The 14,618-nt window shown below is 63.5% G+C and carries 16 protein-coding genes; 6 read left to right on the top strand and 10 right to left on the bottom strand.

What is annotated here, in order from left to right; genetic code table 11:
- Positions 1–4 precede the first annotated feature (4 nt).
- Together HGR_RS06525 and hpf are read right to left on the bottom strand one after the other, a co-directional pair.
- Complete coding sequence (locus HGR_RS06525) at positions 5–490, bottom strand: PTS sugar transporter subunit IIA (RefSeq protein WP_006297364.1); 486 nt, start codon at positions 488–490, stop codon at positions 5–7.
- A gap of 116 nt (positions 491–606) precedes the next feature.
- Positions 607–939: a ribosome hibernation-promoting factor, HPF/YfiA family gene (hpf, locus tag HGR_RS06530; RefSeq protein WP_006297365.1), complete on the bottom strand. Its 333-nt coding sequence runs from the start codon at positions 937–939 to the stop codon at positions 607–609.
- Positions 940–1,244: 305 nt separating this feature from the next.
- Here hpf and corA point away from each other — a divergent pair, with 305 nt between their 5' ends.
- Both corA and HGR_RS06540 read left to right on the top strand, forming a co-directional pair.
- Positions 1,245–2,234, top strand: a complete 990-nt coding sequence (corA, locus tag HGR_RS06535; protein ID WP_006297366.1) for a magnesium/cobalt transporter CorA — start codon at positions 1,245–1,247, stop codon at positions 2,232–2,234.
- Positions 2,235–2,524: 290 nt separating this feature from the next.
- Positions 2,525–2,992 (top strand): hypothetical protein, encoded by a 468-nt coding sequence (locus HGR_RS06540; protein ID WP_138922422.1) that lies wholly within the window; start codon positions 2,525–2,527, stop codon positions 2,990–2,992.
- Positions 2,993–3,032: 40 nt separating this feature from the next.
- Here HGR_RS06540 and HGR_RS06545 read toward each other — a convergent pair whose 3' ends face one another.
- From HGR_RS06545 to HGR_RS06560, 4 genes are all read right to left on the bottom strand, one after another.
- Positions 3,033–3,725, bottom strand: coding sequence for a 5'-methylthioadenosine/adenosylhomocysteine nucleosidase (locus HGR_RS06545; protein WP_006297368.1), 693 nt, complete (start codon positions 3,723–3,725; stop codon positions 3,033–3,035).
- An 88-nt stretch (positions 3,726–3,813) separates the two neighbouring features.
- Positions 3,814–5,487, bottom strand: coding sequence for a long-chain-fatty-acid--CoA ligase (locus tag HGR_RS06550; protein WP_006297369.1), 1,674 nt, complete (start codon positions 5,485–5,487; stop codon positions 3,814–3,816).
- A 100-nt stretch (positions 5,488–5,587) separates the two neighbouring features.
- The gene (gene pntB / locus HGR_RS06555; protein WP_006297370.1) at positions 5,588–6,997 is read right to left on the bottom strand and encodes a Re/Si-specific NAD(P)(+) transhydrogenase subunit beta; all 1,410 of its coding nucleotides are present in this window, start codon (positions 6,995–6,997) and stop codon (positions 5,588–5,590) included.
- Between the two features lie 24 nt (positions 6,998–7,021).
- Complete coding sequence (locus HGR_RS06560; RefSeq protein WP_006297371.1) at positions 7,022–8,629, bottom strand: Re/Si-specific NAD(P)(+) transhydrogenase subunit alpha; 1,608 nt, start codon at positions 8,627–8,629, stop codon at positions 7,022–7,024.
- Positions 8,630–8,804: 175 nt separating this feature from the next.
- Between HGR_RS06560 and HGR_RS06565 the strand changes: the two genes are divergently transcribed.
- Both HGR_RS06565 and mnmA read left to right on the top strand, forming a co-directional pair.
- The gene (locus tag HGR_RS06565) at positions 8,805–9,293 is read left to right on the top strand and encodes an NUDIX hydrolase (RefSeq protein WP_039852695.1); all 489 of its coding nucleotides are present in this window, start codon (positions 8,805–8,807) and stop codon (positions 9,291–9,293) included.
- An 83-nt stretch (positions 9,294–9,376) separates the two neighbouring features.
- The gene (mnmA, locus tag HGR_RS06570) at positions 9,377–10,537 is read left to right on the top strand and encodes a tRNA 2-thiouridine(34) synthase MnmA (RefSeq protein WP_006297373.1); all 1,161 of its coding nucleotides are present in this window, start codon (positions 9,377–9,379) and stop codon (positions 10,535–10,537) included.
- A gap of 101 nt (positions 10,538–10,638) precedes the next feature.
- On the opposite strand, the gene HGR_RS06575 is transcribed toward mnmA, so the two are convergent.
- From HGR_RS06575 to HGR_RS06590, 4 genes are read right to left on the bottom strand one after another with little or no spacing between them, the layout of a single operon-like run.
- Positions 10,639–10,953, bottom strand: coding sequence for a DUF1840 domain-containing protein (locus HGR_RS06575; protein WP_006297374.1), 315 nt, complete (start codon positions 10,951–10,953; stop codon positions 10,639–10,641).
- A 56-nt stretch (positions 10,954–11,009) separates the two neighbouring features.
- A complete protein-coding gene (locus tag HGR_RS06580; RefSeq protein ID WP_006297376.1) occupies positions 11,010–11,264 on the bottom strand; it encodes an acyl-CoA-binding protein in 255 nt (84 codons plus the stop codon).
- On the bottom strand, positions 11,239–12,000 hold the full coding sequence (locus HGR_RS06585; protein WP_006297378.1) for a TetR/AcrR family transcriptional regulator: 762 nt from the start codon (positions 11,998–12,000) through the stop codon (positions 11,239–11,241). Before HGR_RS06585 ends, HGR_RS06580 begins: the two co-directional genes overlap by 26 nt.
- A gap of 18 nt (positions 12,001–12,018) precedes the next feature.
- Positions 12,019–12,519: a phasin family protein gene (locus HGR_RS06590; RefSeq protein ID WP_006297380.1), complete on the bottom strand. Its 501-nt coding sequence runs from the start codon at positions 12,517–12,519 to the stop codon at positions 12,019–12,021.
- A 101-nt stretch (positions 12,520–12,620) separates the two neighbouring features.
- Between HGR_RS06590 and rfbB the strand changes: the two genes are divergently transcribed.
- Both rfbB and rfbD read left to right on the top strand, forming a co-directional pair.
- The gene (rfbB, locus tag HGR_RS06595; protein ID WP_006297387.1) at positions 12,621–13,688 is read left to right on the top strand and encodes a dTDP-glucose 4,6-dehydratase; all 1,068 of its coding nucleotides are present in this window, start codon (positions 12,621–12,623) and stop codon (positions 13,686–13,688) included.
- A gap of 20 nt (positions 13,689–13,708) precedes the next feature.
- On the top strand, positions 13,709–14,611 hold the full coding sequence (gene rfbD, locus HGR_RS06600; RefSeq protein WP_006297388.1) for a dTDP-4-dehydrorhamnose reductase: 903 nt from the start codon (positions 13,709–13,711) through the stop codon (positions 14,609–14,611).
- Positions 14,612–14,618 lie beyond the last annotated feature (7 nt).

The raw sequence follows: 14,618 nt of genomic DNA on the forward strand, positions 1-14,618 counted from the left end.
GGTGCTACGCAGACAGGGGGTAAGCCGAGCCCTGCGACGAGCGCCAGCCCGCGATCAATCCATGAAGCGACGCAACATCGCTGTCACCGGCGAGCCGATCGCGCAAGGCGTTGTCGCTCAGCATCTCGGCGATTTCGGAGAGGATTTCCAGGTGCTTCTGCGTGGCGGCTTCGGGTACCAGCAGCACGATGAAGAGGCCGACGGGCAGGGCATCGGGCGCATCGAAGACGATGGGGCGAGACAGTTGCAGCACAGCGGCCAGCGGCGTCTTCAGGCCTTTGATGCGTCCGTGGGGGATGGCGACGCCATGGCCCAGCCCCGTGGACCCCAAGCGCTCCCGTGCGAACAGACTGTCGGCGACCAGCGCGCGGTTCAAGCCATGCAGGTTCTCGAACAGCAGACCGACTTCCTCGAACACCCGCTTCTTGCTGGTGGCTTCAACGTGCGTGAGCACTTGCGCGGCGGGCAGGATGGCGGCGAGGCGATTCATGGGAGCGCTGATTATGCATAAGTGGGCGTGGCGCCGGATGGGCAAGAAAAAGCGCCTGTATCTGCATACAGGCGCCTGATTTTCGGAGCACCCCGAGGGTGCCCCGGGCGATGAGCTCACTGCAGGAGATGCTTGGCGGCTGCGCCGTGATGGCTTTGGAGTCTGTCTTTGTGGCGGACCACCTGGCGGTCCAGCTTGTCCATCAACTCATCGACGGCCGCGTAAAGGTCCGCATGCGTGCTCTCGGCGAACAGGTCATTGCCCTTGACGTGGATGTTGCATTCGGCGCGTTGTCGCCGTTCCTTCTCCTTCTGCTTTTCCACGCTCAGGAGCACCTTGATGTCGACAAGCTGATCGAAGTGGCGCGTGATGCGGTCGAGCTTGCTCGTGACATAGTTGCGCAGGGCCGGGGTGACATCGAGATGATGGCCGCTGATCGTCAAATTCATGGACGCCTCCATAGTCTTTGGGAGAGAAAACGCCGTACCTGACAACCCCTTGATTCATCTTTGCACCACGGCTGGATGATCGGGGCTGCACAGCTGCGGACGAATTCACTATGCGCCCGGTGTCACGGAAATGCAATGCCTTTTCCTGCCGCTCTATCCTGTTTTTTTATTCATGACATCGCGTGAAATTCGTCTCATTGCAGAATGCCGAAAGGGTCTTCATCGGCCGCAAAAGTGCTCTGCCCCGGCATGGTGCGGTGCGATAATCGCGCGCATTTCGTTCAACGCTTTCCCCCATAAGCGCCATGCTCAACATCTTCACGCTCGTCAATGGCCGCTTGTTTCAGGAAGAGATTGAATCACTCGAGGAATTGTCGCGATTCCATCCCATCTGGGTGGACTTGGAAGCCCCCACGCTCGAGGAAAAGCGCTGGGTCAAACAGTATTACGGCCTCTCGATTCCCGAAGACGCGATGGACGAGGACATCGAGGAATCGGCGCGTTTCTACGAAGAAGACAACGGGGACCTGCACATTCGCAGTGACTTCCTGATCACCGACGAGGATCAGCCCCGCTCCGTGCGCGCTGCCTTCATTCTGAATTTGGCCAACGATCAGCTCAAAAGCAAGGGCGTGCTGTTTTCCATCCACGACGAAGACTTGCCGGTCTTCCGGCTGCTGCGCATGCGCGCGCGTCGCGCGCCGGGGCTCATCGCCGATGCCCGCGAGGTGTTGCTCAAGCTTTTTGACGCCGATGTGGAGTACTGCGCGGACCGTCTTGAAGGCGTGTACGACGAATTGGAGAAAGCCAGCAAACTGGTGCTGTCGGGCGAGGTGACCGACGAGTTGGCGGGCGAGGTGCTCGCGGCGATTGCACGGCAGGAAGACTTGAACGGGCGCATCCGTCGCAACGCGATGGACACCCGCCGCGCGGTCAGTTTCATGATGCGCAGCCGCATGCTGGGGGCCGAACAGTTCGAGGAGGCCCGGCAGATCATGCGGGACATTGACTCGCTGGACGGGCACACGGCTTTCCTGTTCGACAAGATCAACTTCCTGATGGACGCCACCGTGGGCTTCATCAATATCAACCAGAACAAGATCATCAAGATTTTTTCCGTGGCCAGCGTGGCGTTTCTGCCACCCACCATGATCGCCAGTCTCTACGGCATGAACTTCGAGCACATGCCTGAGCTGAGCCAGCCCTGGGGCTATCCCTTTGCCCTGGGGTTGATGGTGCTGAGCGCAGTCGTTCCCATGGTCTATTTCCACAAGAAAGGGTGGTTGCGACGATGAACAAACATTACCTAGCGCGTGACGTTCGACGCACAGTGCTGTTGCTGTGCGTTTGTGTTTTGCCCATGGGGGCCCACGCGGCAGGTGGGCACCATGCCGTCGATGACGCGGCGACTCTGGATTCCCGGTCCTGCGTCGCTGACGCCTGGATGGGGGACAGTCGCACGACGTTGTTGCACCTGGGCGCTTCCTGCGGCGTCGGGCCCGTGGAGCTCGGCGTGTCTGCCGAGCACGAACGGTCGCTCAACCCTGATTCGGACTTTGCCTCGCAAACCGGACTGGAACTTCAAATGAAATGGGCCCATGCCCTGGACGAAGAAGTGGCGTTGGGGTTGTCTTATGAACTGGGGATCGATGCACGCCCGTTTCCGCCTGAGTATGCGCTGAGCTCCTTCAATGGCCTGTTCACCTGGAAGCCCGCTTCCTGGCGTGAGTACGCCGTGCACCTCAATGCTGGCACGGACATCGTGGATCAAGGTGGGAACGACGGTGGCAGCGAAGACTATTCCCGCTGGGGCGTGGCGTTGGAGTGGACGCCCCAGGCCGGGCGGCTACCTGAAATGATGACGGGCATGGGCCAGTGGTCTTTTGTCGGCGAGCGGTATCGCCGCTTCGAGGCTGATTACTTGCGCCTCGGATTTCGCATCGGCGTGGGCCGCAATGGGAACTTCGACGTCAGTCGCGAGCAAGGTTTGAATGGCACCGACGAGGGCGGGCGCTGGTTCTTCGGGGTGACCATGCCGCTGGAAATCCGCTGAGGTGATCGTTGCAGGGCCCAGTTGCCATTGAGGGCGGGCCTCAGGTCAGCAGCGCCCGGATGATGGCCGCGGAGTGGCGGCTCGCCGTTTCCTCGACGAACTTCTGGAAATCGCCGTGCGCCTCGTCGTCGGCGCGATCCGACACCGTCCGCACGGCCGCATAGGCCAGACCATAGTCGAGACAGACCTGTGCGATGGCCGCGCCTTCCATTTCAACGGCCAGCGCATCGGGCAAGGCGTTGCGCAGCGCACGGCTTTCCGCCGCGCTGGAGACGAACCGGTCACCGCTGACCACGAGGCCGCGGTGCAGTACGGCGTTTGGAAGCGCCCGTTTCACGGCTTCCGCGAGCCGCTCACTCCAACGAGGCTCCGTGGGAAAACGGGCCCGACCATACAGCGGTGCCTCGAAGCGTGGGAACAGCGGCGAGGCATCCATGTCGTGCTGCAGGAACTCGTCGGCCACGACCACGTCACCTCTTTGCACGCCGGGGGCCAAACCACCGGCCACGCCGGTGAAGACGATGGCGTCAACCCGATAGCGTTCCGCCAACACGGTGGCCGTGGCCGCTGCGGCGACTTTGCCGATGCGTGCCAGCACCGCCACGACCTCGTGCCCGTGCAAGCGGCCGCGCCGAAATTCTCGTCCCGCGATGTGGTCCGTTTCACCGTGCTCGATGCCCTCGAGCACGGCGGCGAGTTCCTCGCGCATGGCGGACACGATGGCGATGGTCATGGTGCTTTCTCGCGCTTATGGCTTCGGCCCGCTGCGCTTAACTTGGCGACGCCAAGTTTGCCTAAGTCGCAAAGCATGACCCTTGGAGTCATGCTTTGTCTCGCAGCTCCCGCCGCAGGATCTTGCCCACCGGGGTCTTGGGCAGTTCGGTGCGGAACTCGATGACCTTCGGCCGCTTGTAGCCCGTCAGGTTCTCGCGGCAATAGGCCTGAACCTGCTCCGGGGTCAGGGCTGGATCTCGCTTGACGATGACCAGCTTGACGGCCTCGCCGCTTTCCTCATTGGGCACACCCACGGCCGCCACTTCCAGCACGCCGGGCATGCGTGCCACGACGTCTTCGACTTCGTTCGGGTAGACGTTGAAGCCGCTGACCAGGATCATGTCCTTTTTGCGGTCGACGATCTTTAAGTAGCCCTTCTCATCCATGACGCCGATGTCGCCGCTCTTGAACCAGCCGTCCGCGGTCATGACCTTGGCCGTTTCGTCCGGGCGCTGCCAATAGCCGGCCATCACCTGCGGACCCTTGATGGCGATCTCGCCAGCTTGGCCTTGTGGAACTTCGCGACCTTCGTCGTCGATGATCCTCATGTACGTCGACGGCAGCGGCACGCCGATGGTGCCCGTGAACTCCTTGTTGGTCACCGGGTTGCAGCTGGCCGAGGGGCTGGTTTCAGACAAACCATAGCCCTCGACGATGGGGCAGTGCGTCTGCTTGAGCCACTTGTCCGCCACCGCGCTTTGCACGGACATGCCGCCGCCCAGCGACACCTTGAGGTTGCTCCAATCCACGGTGTGGAAATCCGGGTGGTTCACCAAGCCGTTGAAGAGCGTGTTGACCGCCGGGAAGCTGTGGAAGGTGTGCTGGCTCAGTTCCTTGAGCACGGCGGGCAGGTCGCGCGGGTTCGGGATGAGGATCAGCTTGCTGCCATTGCGCAGGCTGAGCATCATGCCGACGGTGAACGCGAAGATGTGATAGAGCGGCAGAGCGCAGACGCCTGTGGGCTGTTCGCCCGCCGGCACCTTGCTCATGACCGGGGCGTTCCATAGCTCCGACTGCAGGGCGTTGGCAATGACGTTGCGGTGCAGCAGCACCGCGCCCTTGCTCACACCCGTGGTGCCGCCCGTGTACTGCAGCACAGCGACGTCGTCGAGCTTCAACTTGGGCGGTGTCAGGGTCTTGCGCGCGCCCTGGGCCAGGGCGTCGTTGAAGCGCACGGCGTTCGGCAACTCAAAGGGCGGCACCAGTTTCTTGACCTTGCGCACCACCAGGTTGACGATGTGGCCCTTGAGGCCGATCAGGTCGCCCATGGCGGCCAGCACCACGTGCTTGACGGGGGTGTTGGCGATGCACTTCTGCAGCGTGGCGGCGAAGTTCTCGATGATGACGATGGCCTTGGCGCCGCTGTCCTTGAGCTGATGCTCCAGTTCGCGCGCCGTGTACAGCGGGTTGACGTTCACCACCACGTAGCCGGCGCGCAGGATGGCGGCCACCGTCACCGGGTATTGCGGGACGTTGGGCATCATGATGGCGACACGGTCGCCTTGCACCAGCCCCAGGCCTTGCAGATAGGCCGCGAAGGCGCGACTCAGCCGGTCGGTGTCCGCGTAGCTCAGTTCCTTGCCCAGGAAGCTGTAGGCGGGGCGGTCCGTGTACTTGCGAAAGCTCTCGTCCAGCAGGCCCACCAGCGAGTCGTAGGGCAGGGGCGGCAGGTCGTGCGGCACGCCTTCGGGGTAGCTTTTGAGCCAGATGCGTTCGCTCATGTCTTGTCTCCTGTGTTGTCGGTTCTGACGATAGCGAAAAAAAGACCGTGCTGGAAATTCCAGCACGGTCGTGCTTTTTTCCGCCGCGGAATTATGCCCGTCAAATTTTCAGGGCGACCAGCACTTCGTCCAACATCTTCTTCGCATCCCCGAAAAGCATGCGGTTGTTTTCCTTGTAGAACAGGGGGTTATCCACGCCGGCATACCCCGAGGCCATGGAGCGCTTCATGACGATGGAGGTGCGAGCCTTCCACACTTCCAGCACCGGCATGCCGGCGATGGGGCTGGCCGGGTCGTCCTGCGCGGCGGGGTTCACGATGTCGTTGGCACCGATGACCATGGCCACATCGGTGTCGCCAAAGTCGTCGTTGATCTCGTCCATCTCCATCACGATGTCGTACGGCACCTTGGCTTCGGCCAGCAGCACGTTCATGTGCCCGGGCATGCGGCCCGCCACCGGGTGGATGGCGAAGCGCACATTGACGCCGCGTGCACGCAGGGTCTTGGTGATTTCATTCACCGTGTGCTGGGCTTGCGCCACGGCCATGCCGTAACCCGGCACGATGACCACGCTCTTGCTGCCGGCCAGCAGTTCCGCCGTCTCCGCCGCGCTGATCGGGCTGACCTCACCTTGTGGCTGTGTGCCCGCGCCCGCGGCGGCCTTGGCCGGTGCGGCACCGAACCCGCCCGCGATCACGCTGACGAAATTGCGGTTCATGGCCCGGCACATGATGTAGGACAGGATGGCCCCGGAAGAACCGACCAACGCGCCCGTGACGATCAGCAGGTCATTGCCCAGCATGAAACCCGTGGCCGCGGCAGCCCAGCCCGAGTAGCTGTTGAGCATGGACACGACCACGGGCATGTCGGCGCCGCCGATGGCCATCACCATGTGGATGCCGAACAGCAGGGCGATGGCGGTCATGATGTAGAGCGCCACCATGCCCTCGGCCGGCGTCGCGGCATGGACGAAGTCGCGCCCAAACCAGATCACGGCCAGCAGGCCGACCAGGTTGAGCCAGTGGCGGGCGGGCAGCAACAGGGGCTTGCCGCCGATCTTGCCCGAGAGCTTGCCAAAGGCGACCAGAGAACCACTGAAGGTGACTGCGCCGATCAGGATGCCGACATAGATCTCCACCTCGTGGATCAGCTTCTCGGCGCCTTCGAAATGGATGGAGGTGTCGACATAGCTGGCATAGCCCACCAAGCAAGCCGCCAGGCCGACCAGGCTGTGCATCAGCGCGACGAGCTCGGGCATCTGGGTCATCTTCACGACCTTGGCCGCGTACAGGCCCACGCAGCCGCCTATTAGCAGCGCGCCGACGATCCACGCGATGCCTGCCGCGCTGACCTGCGGACCGAACACAGTGGCGAGCACGGCCAGCGCCATGCCCACCATGCCAAACAGATTGCCGCGGCGCGAGGTTTCCGGGTTGGACAGACCACCCAGGCTCAGGATGAAAAGAATGGCGGCGCCCAGGTAGGCCACCGTCGCGAGACTTGAGGACATGATCTTCTGCTCTTTCTTGTCGTTTTACTTGCGGAACATCGCCAGCATGCGGCGCGTGACGGCGAAGCCGCCGAACATGTTGACCGCCGTGAGCACCAGCGCGGCGGCGGCCAGCCAACGGATCAGCCCGTCGGGCCGGCTCGCGCCTTCCGCGACCGGCGGCGCGATCTGCACCAGCGCGCCGATGGCGATGATGCTGGAGATGGCGTTGGTCACGCTCATCAGCGGCGTGTGCAAGGCGGGCGTGACGTTCCAGACCACCATGTAACCAATGAAGCAGGCCAGCACGAAGACGGTGAAATGGCCGACGAAGGCTGCCGGCGCGTAGGCACCGATGAACCAGAAGGCCAGCGCGCCCAGCGCGAAGACGATGGCCAGGGTCTTGGCGGGCATGGGGCCGCCCGGGCCGTGGCCGTGAGCGGCGGCTTTTTTCTCGGGTGCGGCGGCAGCCGGCTTGGGCGCGGGGGCCGCAGCCTTGAGCGGGGGGGCCGGCCAGGTGATGGTGCCGTCCTTGACCACGGTCAGGCCGCGAATGGCGTCGTCCTCCATGTTGACGTGCATGACGCCATCCTTGGCCTTGCACAGCTCCTCGGTCAGGCGGAACAGATTCGTCGCGTACAGCGACGACGACTGCTTGGCCAGGCGGCTGACCAGGTCTGTGTAGCCAATGATGGTGACGCCGTGCTTCACAACGGCCCGGCCTGGCTCGGTCAGCTCGCAATTGCCGCCTTGCTCGGCGGCCATGTCCACGATCACGCTGCCCGGCTTCATGCTCTGGACCATTTCGGCCGTGATCAGCTTGGGCGCGGGCTTGCCCGGGATCAGCGCGGTGGTGATGATGATGTCCACCTCGCGCGCTTGCTGCGCGTACATCGCGCGCTGCGCCGCTTGGAAACCTTCGCTCATGACCTTGGCGTAGCCGCCGCCGCCCGAGCCTTCCTCCTCGTAATCGACCTTGACGAATTCACCGCCCAGGGAAATGACCTGGTCGGCCACCTCGGCACGCGTGTCATTGGCGCGCACGATGGCACCCAAACCCGCTGCCGCGCCAATCGCGGCGAGGCCGGCCACGCCCGCGCCAGCGATGAAGACCTTGGCCGGCGGTACCTTGCCTGCAGCCGTGATCTGGCCGTTGAAGAAACGGCCGAAAGCGTTGGCGGCCTCGATCACGGCGCGGTAGCCAGCGACGCTGGCCTGGGAGGTCAGGGCGTCCATCTTCTGGGCCCGTGACAGGGTACGCGGCAGGCAGTCAATCGCCAGCACCGTGGCCTTGCGCGCGGCGAGCTGCTGCATCAGTTCGGGGTTCTGCGCGGGCCAGACGAAGCCGATCAATGTCGCGCCCTCGCGCAACTGGCTGACTTCGGCCGGGGTCGGGGGGCGCACCTTGAACACCACGTCCGCCTTTGTCCACAAGGCGGTGGCATCCGCGGCGATGTCCGCGCCCGCAGCAAGGAAGGCTTCGTCGCTGAAATTCGCCGCCGCTCCCGCGCCGGATTCCACCGTGACCGCGAAGCCCAGCTTCACGAGTTTTTCCACCACCTCGGGCGAGGTGGCCACGCGTTGTTCACCGGGGAAAATTTCCCGCGGCACGCCGATGCGCTGGGCGACCGGGGTCGTTGAGCCAGTCTGCATGCATATCTCCTGGGTAGTTTTGAAAACAGTCGCGCGGGGTCGCCCGGAGGCCGTTCCATGCCGGGTGGGATGCCGCTCTATTGGGCGGCAAGCTTACCCGAGAAACTCATGTCTCCTTGGAATAAGCGCTATGGCGTTCCAGGGCGTCCCAGGCCGTTTCATAGAATCCCGCCCCATGGACAACCGTTGGAGCCCCAGTGTCACCGTGGCCGCCGTGATCGAGCGTGCTGGCCGTTATCTCCTGGTCGAGGAGGAGACGCCCGAGGGCTTGCGCCTGAACAATCCGGCCGGCCATCTGGAGCCGGGTGAATCACCCCTGGACGGCTGTGTGCGCGAGGCGCTGGAGGAAACCACCCACCGCTTCACGCCCACCGATTTGCTGGGTGTTTACCTTTCGCGCTTCCAGCGCCAGCGCCCGGGTGAGCCGCTGCAGGACATCACCTACCTGCGCTTCGCCTTCACCGGTGAGCTGGGTGATCAGGTGGCTGGCCGCGTGCTCGACGCAGGCATCTTGCGCACGGTCTGGCTCAGTCCCGACGAGGTGCGTGCCAGCCAAGAGCGCCATCGCAGCCCCTTGGTGCTGCGCTGCATGGAAGACCATCTGCGCGGACAACGTTATCCGCTGGATGTGGTTTACACCGACGTTTCCTTGTACCTTGCCTGAGACCGCCCCGACCGACTAGCTCAGCTTGCAACAAATCCCCAGCCCGGCGGTCTACGGGAGGCCTGGGGATAATCCTGGTCATCATGGACAAGTCGAATCGCGGTCAGCGCGTGGTTGTGGGTTTGAGCGGGGGCGTGGACTCCGCCGTCACCGCCTACCTGCTGAAAAAGCAGGGCCACGACGTTGTCGGCATCTTCATGAAGAACTGGGAAGATGACGACGACAACGAGTACTGCTCCTCCAACGTCGATTTCGTGGACGCAGCCGCCGTGGCTGACGTGATCGGCATCGAGATCGAGCACGTCAATTTCGCCGCCGAGTACAAGGACCGCGTGTTCGCCGAATTCCTGCGCGAGTACCAGGCCGGTCGCACGCCCAACCCGGACGTGCTGTGCAACGCCGAAATCAAGTTCAAGGCTTTCCTGGACCACGCCATGCGCTTGGGGGCCGAGAAGATCGCCACCGGGCACTATGCCCGCGTGCGACTCAACGAAAAGACCGGTAAGCACGAACTGCTCAAGGGGCTGGACCCGTCCAAGGACCAGAGTTATTTCCTGCATCGCCTGAACCAGGCGCAGCTCAGCAAGACGCTGTTCCCCGTGGGCGAGTTGCACAAGACCGAGGTGCGCCGCATCGCGGCCGAGATCGGCCTGCCGAACGCCAAGAAGAAGGACTCCACCGGCATCTGCTTCATTGGGGAGCGGCCGTTCCGCGAGTTTCTCAACCGCTACATCCAGAAGGAACCCGGCCCGATCAAGGACGGCACGCCCTTGCCGGGCAGCCCGGACTACGAACGCGCCCATGGCCGCGTCATTGGCAAGCATGTGGGCCTGAGCTTCTACACCCTGGGGCAGCGTCAGGGCTTGGGCATCGGCGGCATCAAGGACAAGGGTGCCCAAAAGGGCGGGGGTGAGCACGAGCCCTGGTTCGTCGCCCGCAAGGACATGGACAAGAACCAGCTGTGGGTGGTGCAGGGCCATGATCATCCGCTGCTGCAAAGCCACGGCTTGCACGCGCTGGATGCCAGCTGGATCGCGGGCGAGCCGCCCCTGCCCGGGGACTTGCACGCCAAGGCCCGCTACCGTCAGGCCGACGCGGCCTGCACGCTGGACCACGTCGAGGACTCAGGTTTCAGTCTGCGGTTTCCCGAAGCCCAGTGGGCGGTGACTCCGGGACAAAGCGCCGTGTTGTACGACGGTGAAGTCTGCCTGGGCGGCGGCATTGTCCAGCAGGCCCACCCCTGAGGGGCAGTGGCCGCTTCCCCTCAAGGGGGTAACGCCAGCAGCGCGGCAAAGCCGGTTCTACGGCCTTTCGCGCTTTGCGTTTCTGGCGTTCCAAGCCATGCTCAGATTCCCCAAACCACGTCCGCGTCCGCTGCCCGGCTGTGTCGCAGCATGTCGATGAAGGGGGCGGCCCGCTGGCGCAGGCTGACGGTCTCCTCGGCCCCATCTTCCACATCCTCTGCGTGAGCTTCGACGGCTTCCTGCTCTTCACGCTGGATCGCGGCCTCCAACGCAGCGACTGCCGCTGGCATGTCGCCGGGGCGCAAGATCCCGCGCCGTTCCTCACCGTACTTGCCGATGATCTGCAGGATGCGTCGCCCCTGCGGCTCCAGCATCAGCAGGTCGGAGGCGGCGCGGGACTGGAACTTGTAGAGCATGGTGTGCAGTCGGTTAAGCGGCGCGCCGCCCGGGTGGGGGCGTAGCGCCGCTGGGTTCAGCTCAGGGAATCGATCAAATCAATGTAGTCCTGCATGGCCGCGTCGGCGCTCTTGCCCTTGTGCGCGTTCCACGAGTCCCACTTGGCGCGGGCCACCATGTCGGTGAAGCTGGGGCGCGAGCCGGTTGCGTCGCCTTCGGTCGCCTGCTTGTAGAGGGAATAGATCTTGAGCAGGGTGGCGTTGTCGGGGCGTTCGTCCAGTTCCTTGGATTTGGCGATGGCGGCTTCAAACTGTTTTTTCAGGTCGCTCATGGCGGGGTTCCGTGTTCAGGGGTTGTCGTTCACGAAGCAGGATGGCCTCGGGCTGGTAGGCGCGCAGCAGGTGCCGCAGCAGCGTTTGTTGCGCTGGAACCAGATAGGGTAACAGCAAAGCCAGGGACTGGGCCGCTGCGCGCAGCACCGCGTTCTGCAATTGTTCGGGTTCGAGCGCATGGCGTGGATCGAGGGCGTAGTCATGGCTAAGCCCAAGGCTCAGCAGCACGCTCTGGGTGGTGGCCAGTTGGTCGAGCTGGGCCGCGAAGTCCCGCGCCGCGTCCGGGCCTTCGGCCAGTCGACCGGGTTCGAGCGCGCCCTGCGCCTGCAGGCTGTCGAGCAGCTGGCGCAGGGCGGCAGTCTGGGCCAGCATCAGCCTACGCATGCCCTGTTCCAGGTGGCGGTTGCGCTGCAGCAGCAAGCTCAGGTCGCGGTACAGGAAGCGGCAATCCCAGATGCGTTCCGCCAAGCTGTGGGTGAAGAACCAGGCGTCTTCCACGTCGCGCGCATCCGAGGCGGCGGTCAAAAGGGGGGACAAGGCCTCCAGGTGGTGGTCGAACAGGGTATTGACCAGGCCATCCTTGCTGGGGTGGTGGTAGTGCAAATTGCCCGCGCTGATGCCCATCTCAGCAGCGATCTGCCCGGTCGACACCTGCGGTTCGCCATAGCGGTTGAACAGCGCCAGCGCCGTTTCCTGGATACGCTCGGCCGTGCGGCGCGGAGCTTTGCGGGTCATCGCGGTGTTGGCCCGCGTTCAGCGGGTCTGCTTGGCGGCAGTCTTGCGGGTGGGCGTTTTGCGTGCCGCTGTCTTTGCCGCGCCCGTGGTTTTTTTCCTCGCCGCGGTCTTTGTGGCGCGCGCCGTACCGCGCCCGTCGGTGTTGGTGGCCTCAAGCTCGGCTTCCAGGCGCGCAATGCGGTCCTTCAATGCCTGCAGCTCCTGGGCGGTCGGCAGGCCCAGCCGCTGCAGGGTGCGCGCTACGCGCTCCTCGAACAGACCTTCCAGCTTGCTCCACTGCTGACCCAGGTTGTCACTCAGTTTGTCACTGAAGTTGTCGCCCAACTTCTGGTTAAAGGCGGCCTGAGCTTTTTCCGCCACCGAGCCGGCCATGGCCTGGGTGCGGCGTTGCATGGCCAAGCCCTCCTGCACCAGCGCGTCCAGCACCTGGCTGCCTTGCGCTTGAGCCCGTGCCAAGGCGTCCAGGCCGCCTTGCCAGATCTGACGGGCGGTTTCGTCGAAATCAGGGTGTTTCTGCATGATGTCTCCTCCGCAGGTATGCACTGTAAGGTGTCGGTGAGGGGAGCACCAGAGGGTGCTGCGATAATCCCTGCGATTAAAAATACCGAGGGATGGCAGGAATGATTCTGGTGACAGGTGGGGCGGGTTTCATCGGCTCCAACTTCGTGCTGGACTGGCTGGGGACAGGCCATGCGCATCGCGACGAGCCGGTGCTGAATCTGGACAAGCTCACCTACGCGGGCAATCTGGAAAATCTTGCCTCGTTGCAAGGTGATGCTCGGCATGTTTTTGTGCAGGGCGACATTGGCGACAGCGCCTTGTTGACCTGCCTGCTGGCCGAGCACCGGCCGCGAGCCGTCGTCAACTTCGCCGCCGAGTCCCATGTGGACCGCTCCATCCACGGTCCCGAGGATTTCATCCAGACCAACATCGTTGGCACCTTCCGCCTGCTGGAGGCCGTGCGGGCTTATTGGAGTGGCCTGAACGAGCCTACCCGATCGGCCTTCCGCTTCCTGCATGTGTCCACCGACGAGGTTTATGGTTCCTTGGCGGCACAAGACCCAGCCTTCACCGAGGCGCATAGCTACGAACCAAACAGCCCCTATTCCGCCAGCAAGGCCGCGAGTGACCACCTGGTGCGCGCCTATCACCATACCTATGGTCTGCCGGTGCTGACCACCAACTGTTCGAACAACTACGGACCCTACCATTTCCCCGAAAAGCTGATCCCGCTGATGATCGTCAACGCCATTGACGGCAAGCCGCTGCCGGTGTATGGCGACGGCATGCAGGTACGCGACTGGCTCTACGTCAAGGACCATTGCAGCGCCGTCCGCGAGGTGCTGGTGAGTGGCCGGGTGGGCGAGACCTACAACGTGGGTGGGTGGAACGAGAAACCCAATATCGAGATCGTTAAGACCCTGTGTACCTTGCTCGATGAGTTGCATCCACGGGGGGACGGTCAAGCTTATGCCCGACAGATTAGCTACGTGAAGGACCGGCCCGGCCACGACCGGCGCTACGCCATCGACGCGCGCAAGCTGGAACGTGAGCTGGGTTGGAAGCCTACCGAAACCTTCGAAACCGGCATCCGCAAAACGGTCGAGTGGTATCTGCAGAACCCGGATTGGGTGGCAAGGGTGCAATCCGGCGCTTACCGCGACTGGGTTCAAAAGCAGTACGCCTGAGCACCAAGTACGGCGCGCGCATGAAGATCCTTCTTTTTGGCAAGAACGGCCAGGTCGGCTGGGAGCTGCAACGCAGCCTGGCGCCGCTGGGCGAAGTGATTGCGGTGGATCGTGTGGGCGTGGATGGTCTGTGCGGCGACCTGAGTGACCTCGACTGCCTGCAACGCACCGTGCGTGCCGTGCAGCCCCAGGTGATCGTCAACGCCGCAGCCTACACCGCGGTGGACCTTGCCGAGACCGATGTCGCCGCCGCGTACCGCATCAATGCAGAGGCACCAGGGGTGCTGGCTCGTGCAGCCGCGCAACACGACGCGCTACTGGTGCACTACAGCACGGACTATGTGTTTGATGGCAGCGGTGAACGGCCCTGGCGTGAGGACGATGCCCCCGCGCCCCTGAGCGTGTATGGCCGAACCAAGCTGGAAGGCGAGCAAGCCATCCGAGCCAGTAGCTGCCGACATCTGATTTTTCGCACCAGTTGGGTCTATGCCGCGCGTGGGGACAATTTCGCCAAGGCCATGCTCCGCCTCGCTGTGGAACAAGACGAGCTAAGGGCGATCAACGACCAGTTGGGCGCGCCGACCGGGGCGGATCTGCTGGCGGACGTGACGGCTCATGCAATTCGTTGGGTTGTGCTTGCGAACGACGGCAGCGCAGCTTCAGGTATCTATCACCTCGCCTCGGCGGGGGAGGCTAGCTGGTTTGACTATGCGCGATTTGTTCTGGCGCATGCGCAGCAAAAAGGCCGGGTGCTCAAGGTCGCTCCGCAGCAGGTTCGGGCCATCCCAGCCAGTGCCTACCCTGGGTCTGCGCGCAGGCCCCACAATTCGCGGTTGGATTGCACACGCCTGCGGCAGACTTTTGGTCTGGCACTGCCGCCTTGGCAAAGCGGCATGACGCGCATGCTCGACGAAATTCTCTGAGACAAGA

Source organism: Hylemonella gracilis ATCC 19624 (assembly GCF_000211835.1).
Lineage (GTDB): Bacteria > Pseudomonadota > Gammaproteobacteria > Burkholderiales > Burkholderiaceae_C > Hylemonella > Hylemonella gracilis.

Excerpts from the sequence above, each read along its gene's own strand:
- HGR_RS06525 (WP_006297364.1), bottom strand. The coding sequence starts at position 490 with ATGAATCGCCTCGCCGCCATCCTGCCCGCCGCGCAAGTGCTCACGCAC.
- hpf (WP_006297365.1), bottom strand. The coding sequence starts at position 939 with ATGAATTTGACGATCAGCGGCCATCATCTCGATGTCACCCCGGCCCTG.
- corA (WP_006297366.1), top strand. The coding sequence starts at position 1,245 with ATGCTCAACATCTTCACGCTCGTCAATGGCCGCTTGTTTCAGGAAGAG.
- HGR_RS06540 (WP_138922422.1), top strand. The coding sequence starts at position 2,525 with ATGAAATGGGCCCATGCCCTGGACGAAGAAGTGGCGTTGGGGTTGTCT.
- HGR_RS06545 (WP_006297368.1), bottom strand. The coding sequence starts at position 3,725 with ATGACCATCGCCATCGTGTCCGCCATGCGCGAGGAACTCGCCGCCGTG.
- HGR_RS06550 (WP_006297369.1), bottom strand. The coding sequence starts at position 5,487 with ATGAGCGAACGCATCTGGCTCAAAAGCTACCCCGAAGGCGTGCCGCAC.
- pntB (WP_006297370.1), bottom strand. The coding sequence starts at position 6,997 with ATGTCCTCAAGTCTCGCGACGGTGGCCTACCTGGGCGCCGCCATTCTT.
- HGR_RS06560 (WP_006297371.1), bottom strand. The coding sequence starts at position 8,629 with ATGCAGACTGGCTCAACGACCCCGGTCGCCCAGCGCATCGGCGTGCCG.
- HGR_RS06565 (WP_039852695.1), top strand. The coding sequence starts at position 8,805 with ATGGACAACCGTTGGAGCCCCAGTGTCACCGTGGCCGCCGTGATCGAG.
- mnmA (WP_006297373.1), top strand. The coding sequence starts at position 9,377 with ATGGACAAGTCGAATCGCGGTCAGCGCGTGGTTGTGGGTTTGAGCGGG.
- HGR_RS06575 (WP_006297374.1), bottom strand. The coding sequence starts at position 10,953 with ATGCTCTACAAGTTCCAGTCCCGCGCCGCCTCCGACCTGCTGATGCTG.
- HGR_RS06580 (WP_006297376.1), bottom strand. The coding sequence starts at position 11,264 with ATGAGCGACCTGAAAAAACAGTTTGAAGCCGCCATCGCCAAATCCAAG.
- HGR_RS06585 (WP_006297378.1), bottom strand. The coding sequence starts at position 12,000 with ATGACCCGCAAAGCTCCGCGCCGCACGGCCGAGCGTATCCAGGAAACG.
- HGR_RS06590 (WP_006297380.1), bottom strand. The coding sequence starts at position 12,519 with ATGCAGAAACACCCTGATTTCGACGAAACCGCCCGTCAGATCTGGCAA.
- rfbB (WP_006297387.1), top strand. The coding sequence starts at position 12,621 with ATGATTCTGGTGACAGGTGGGGCGGGTTTCATCGGCTCCAACTTCGTG.
- rfbD (WP_006297388.1), top strand. The coding sequence starts at position 13,709 with ATGAAGATCCTTCTTTTTGGCAAGAACGGCCAGGTCGGCTGGGAGCTG.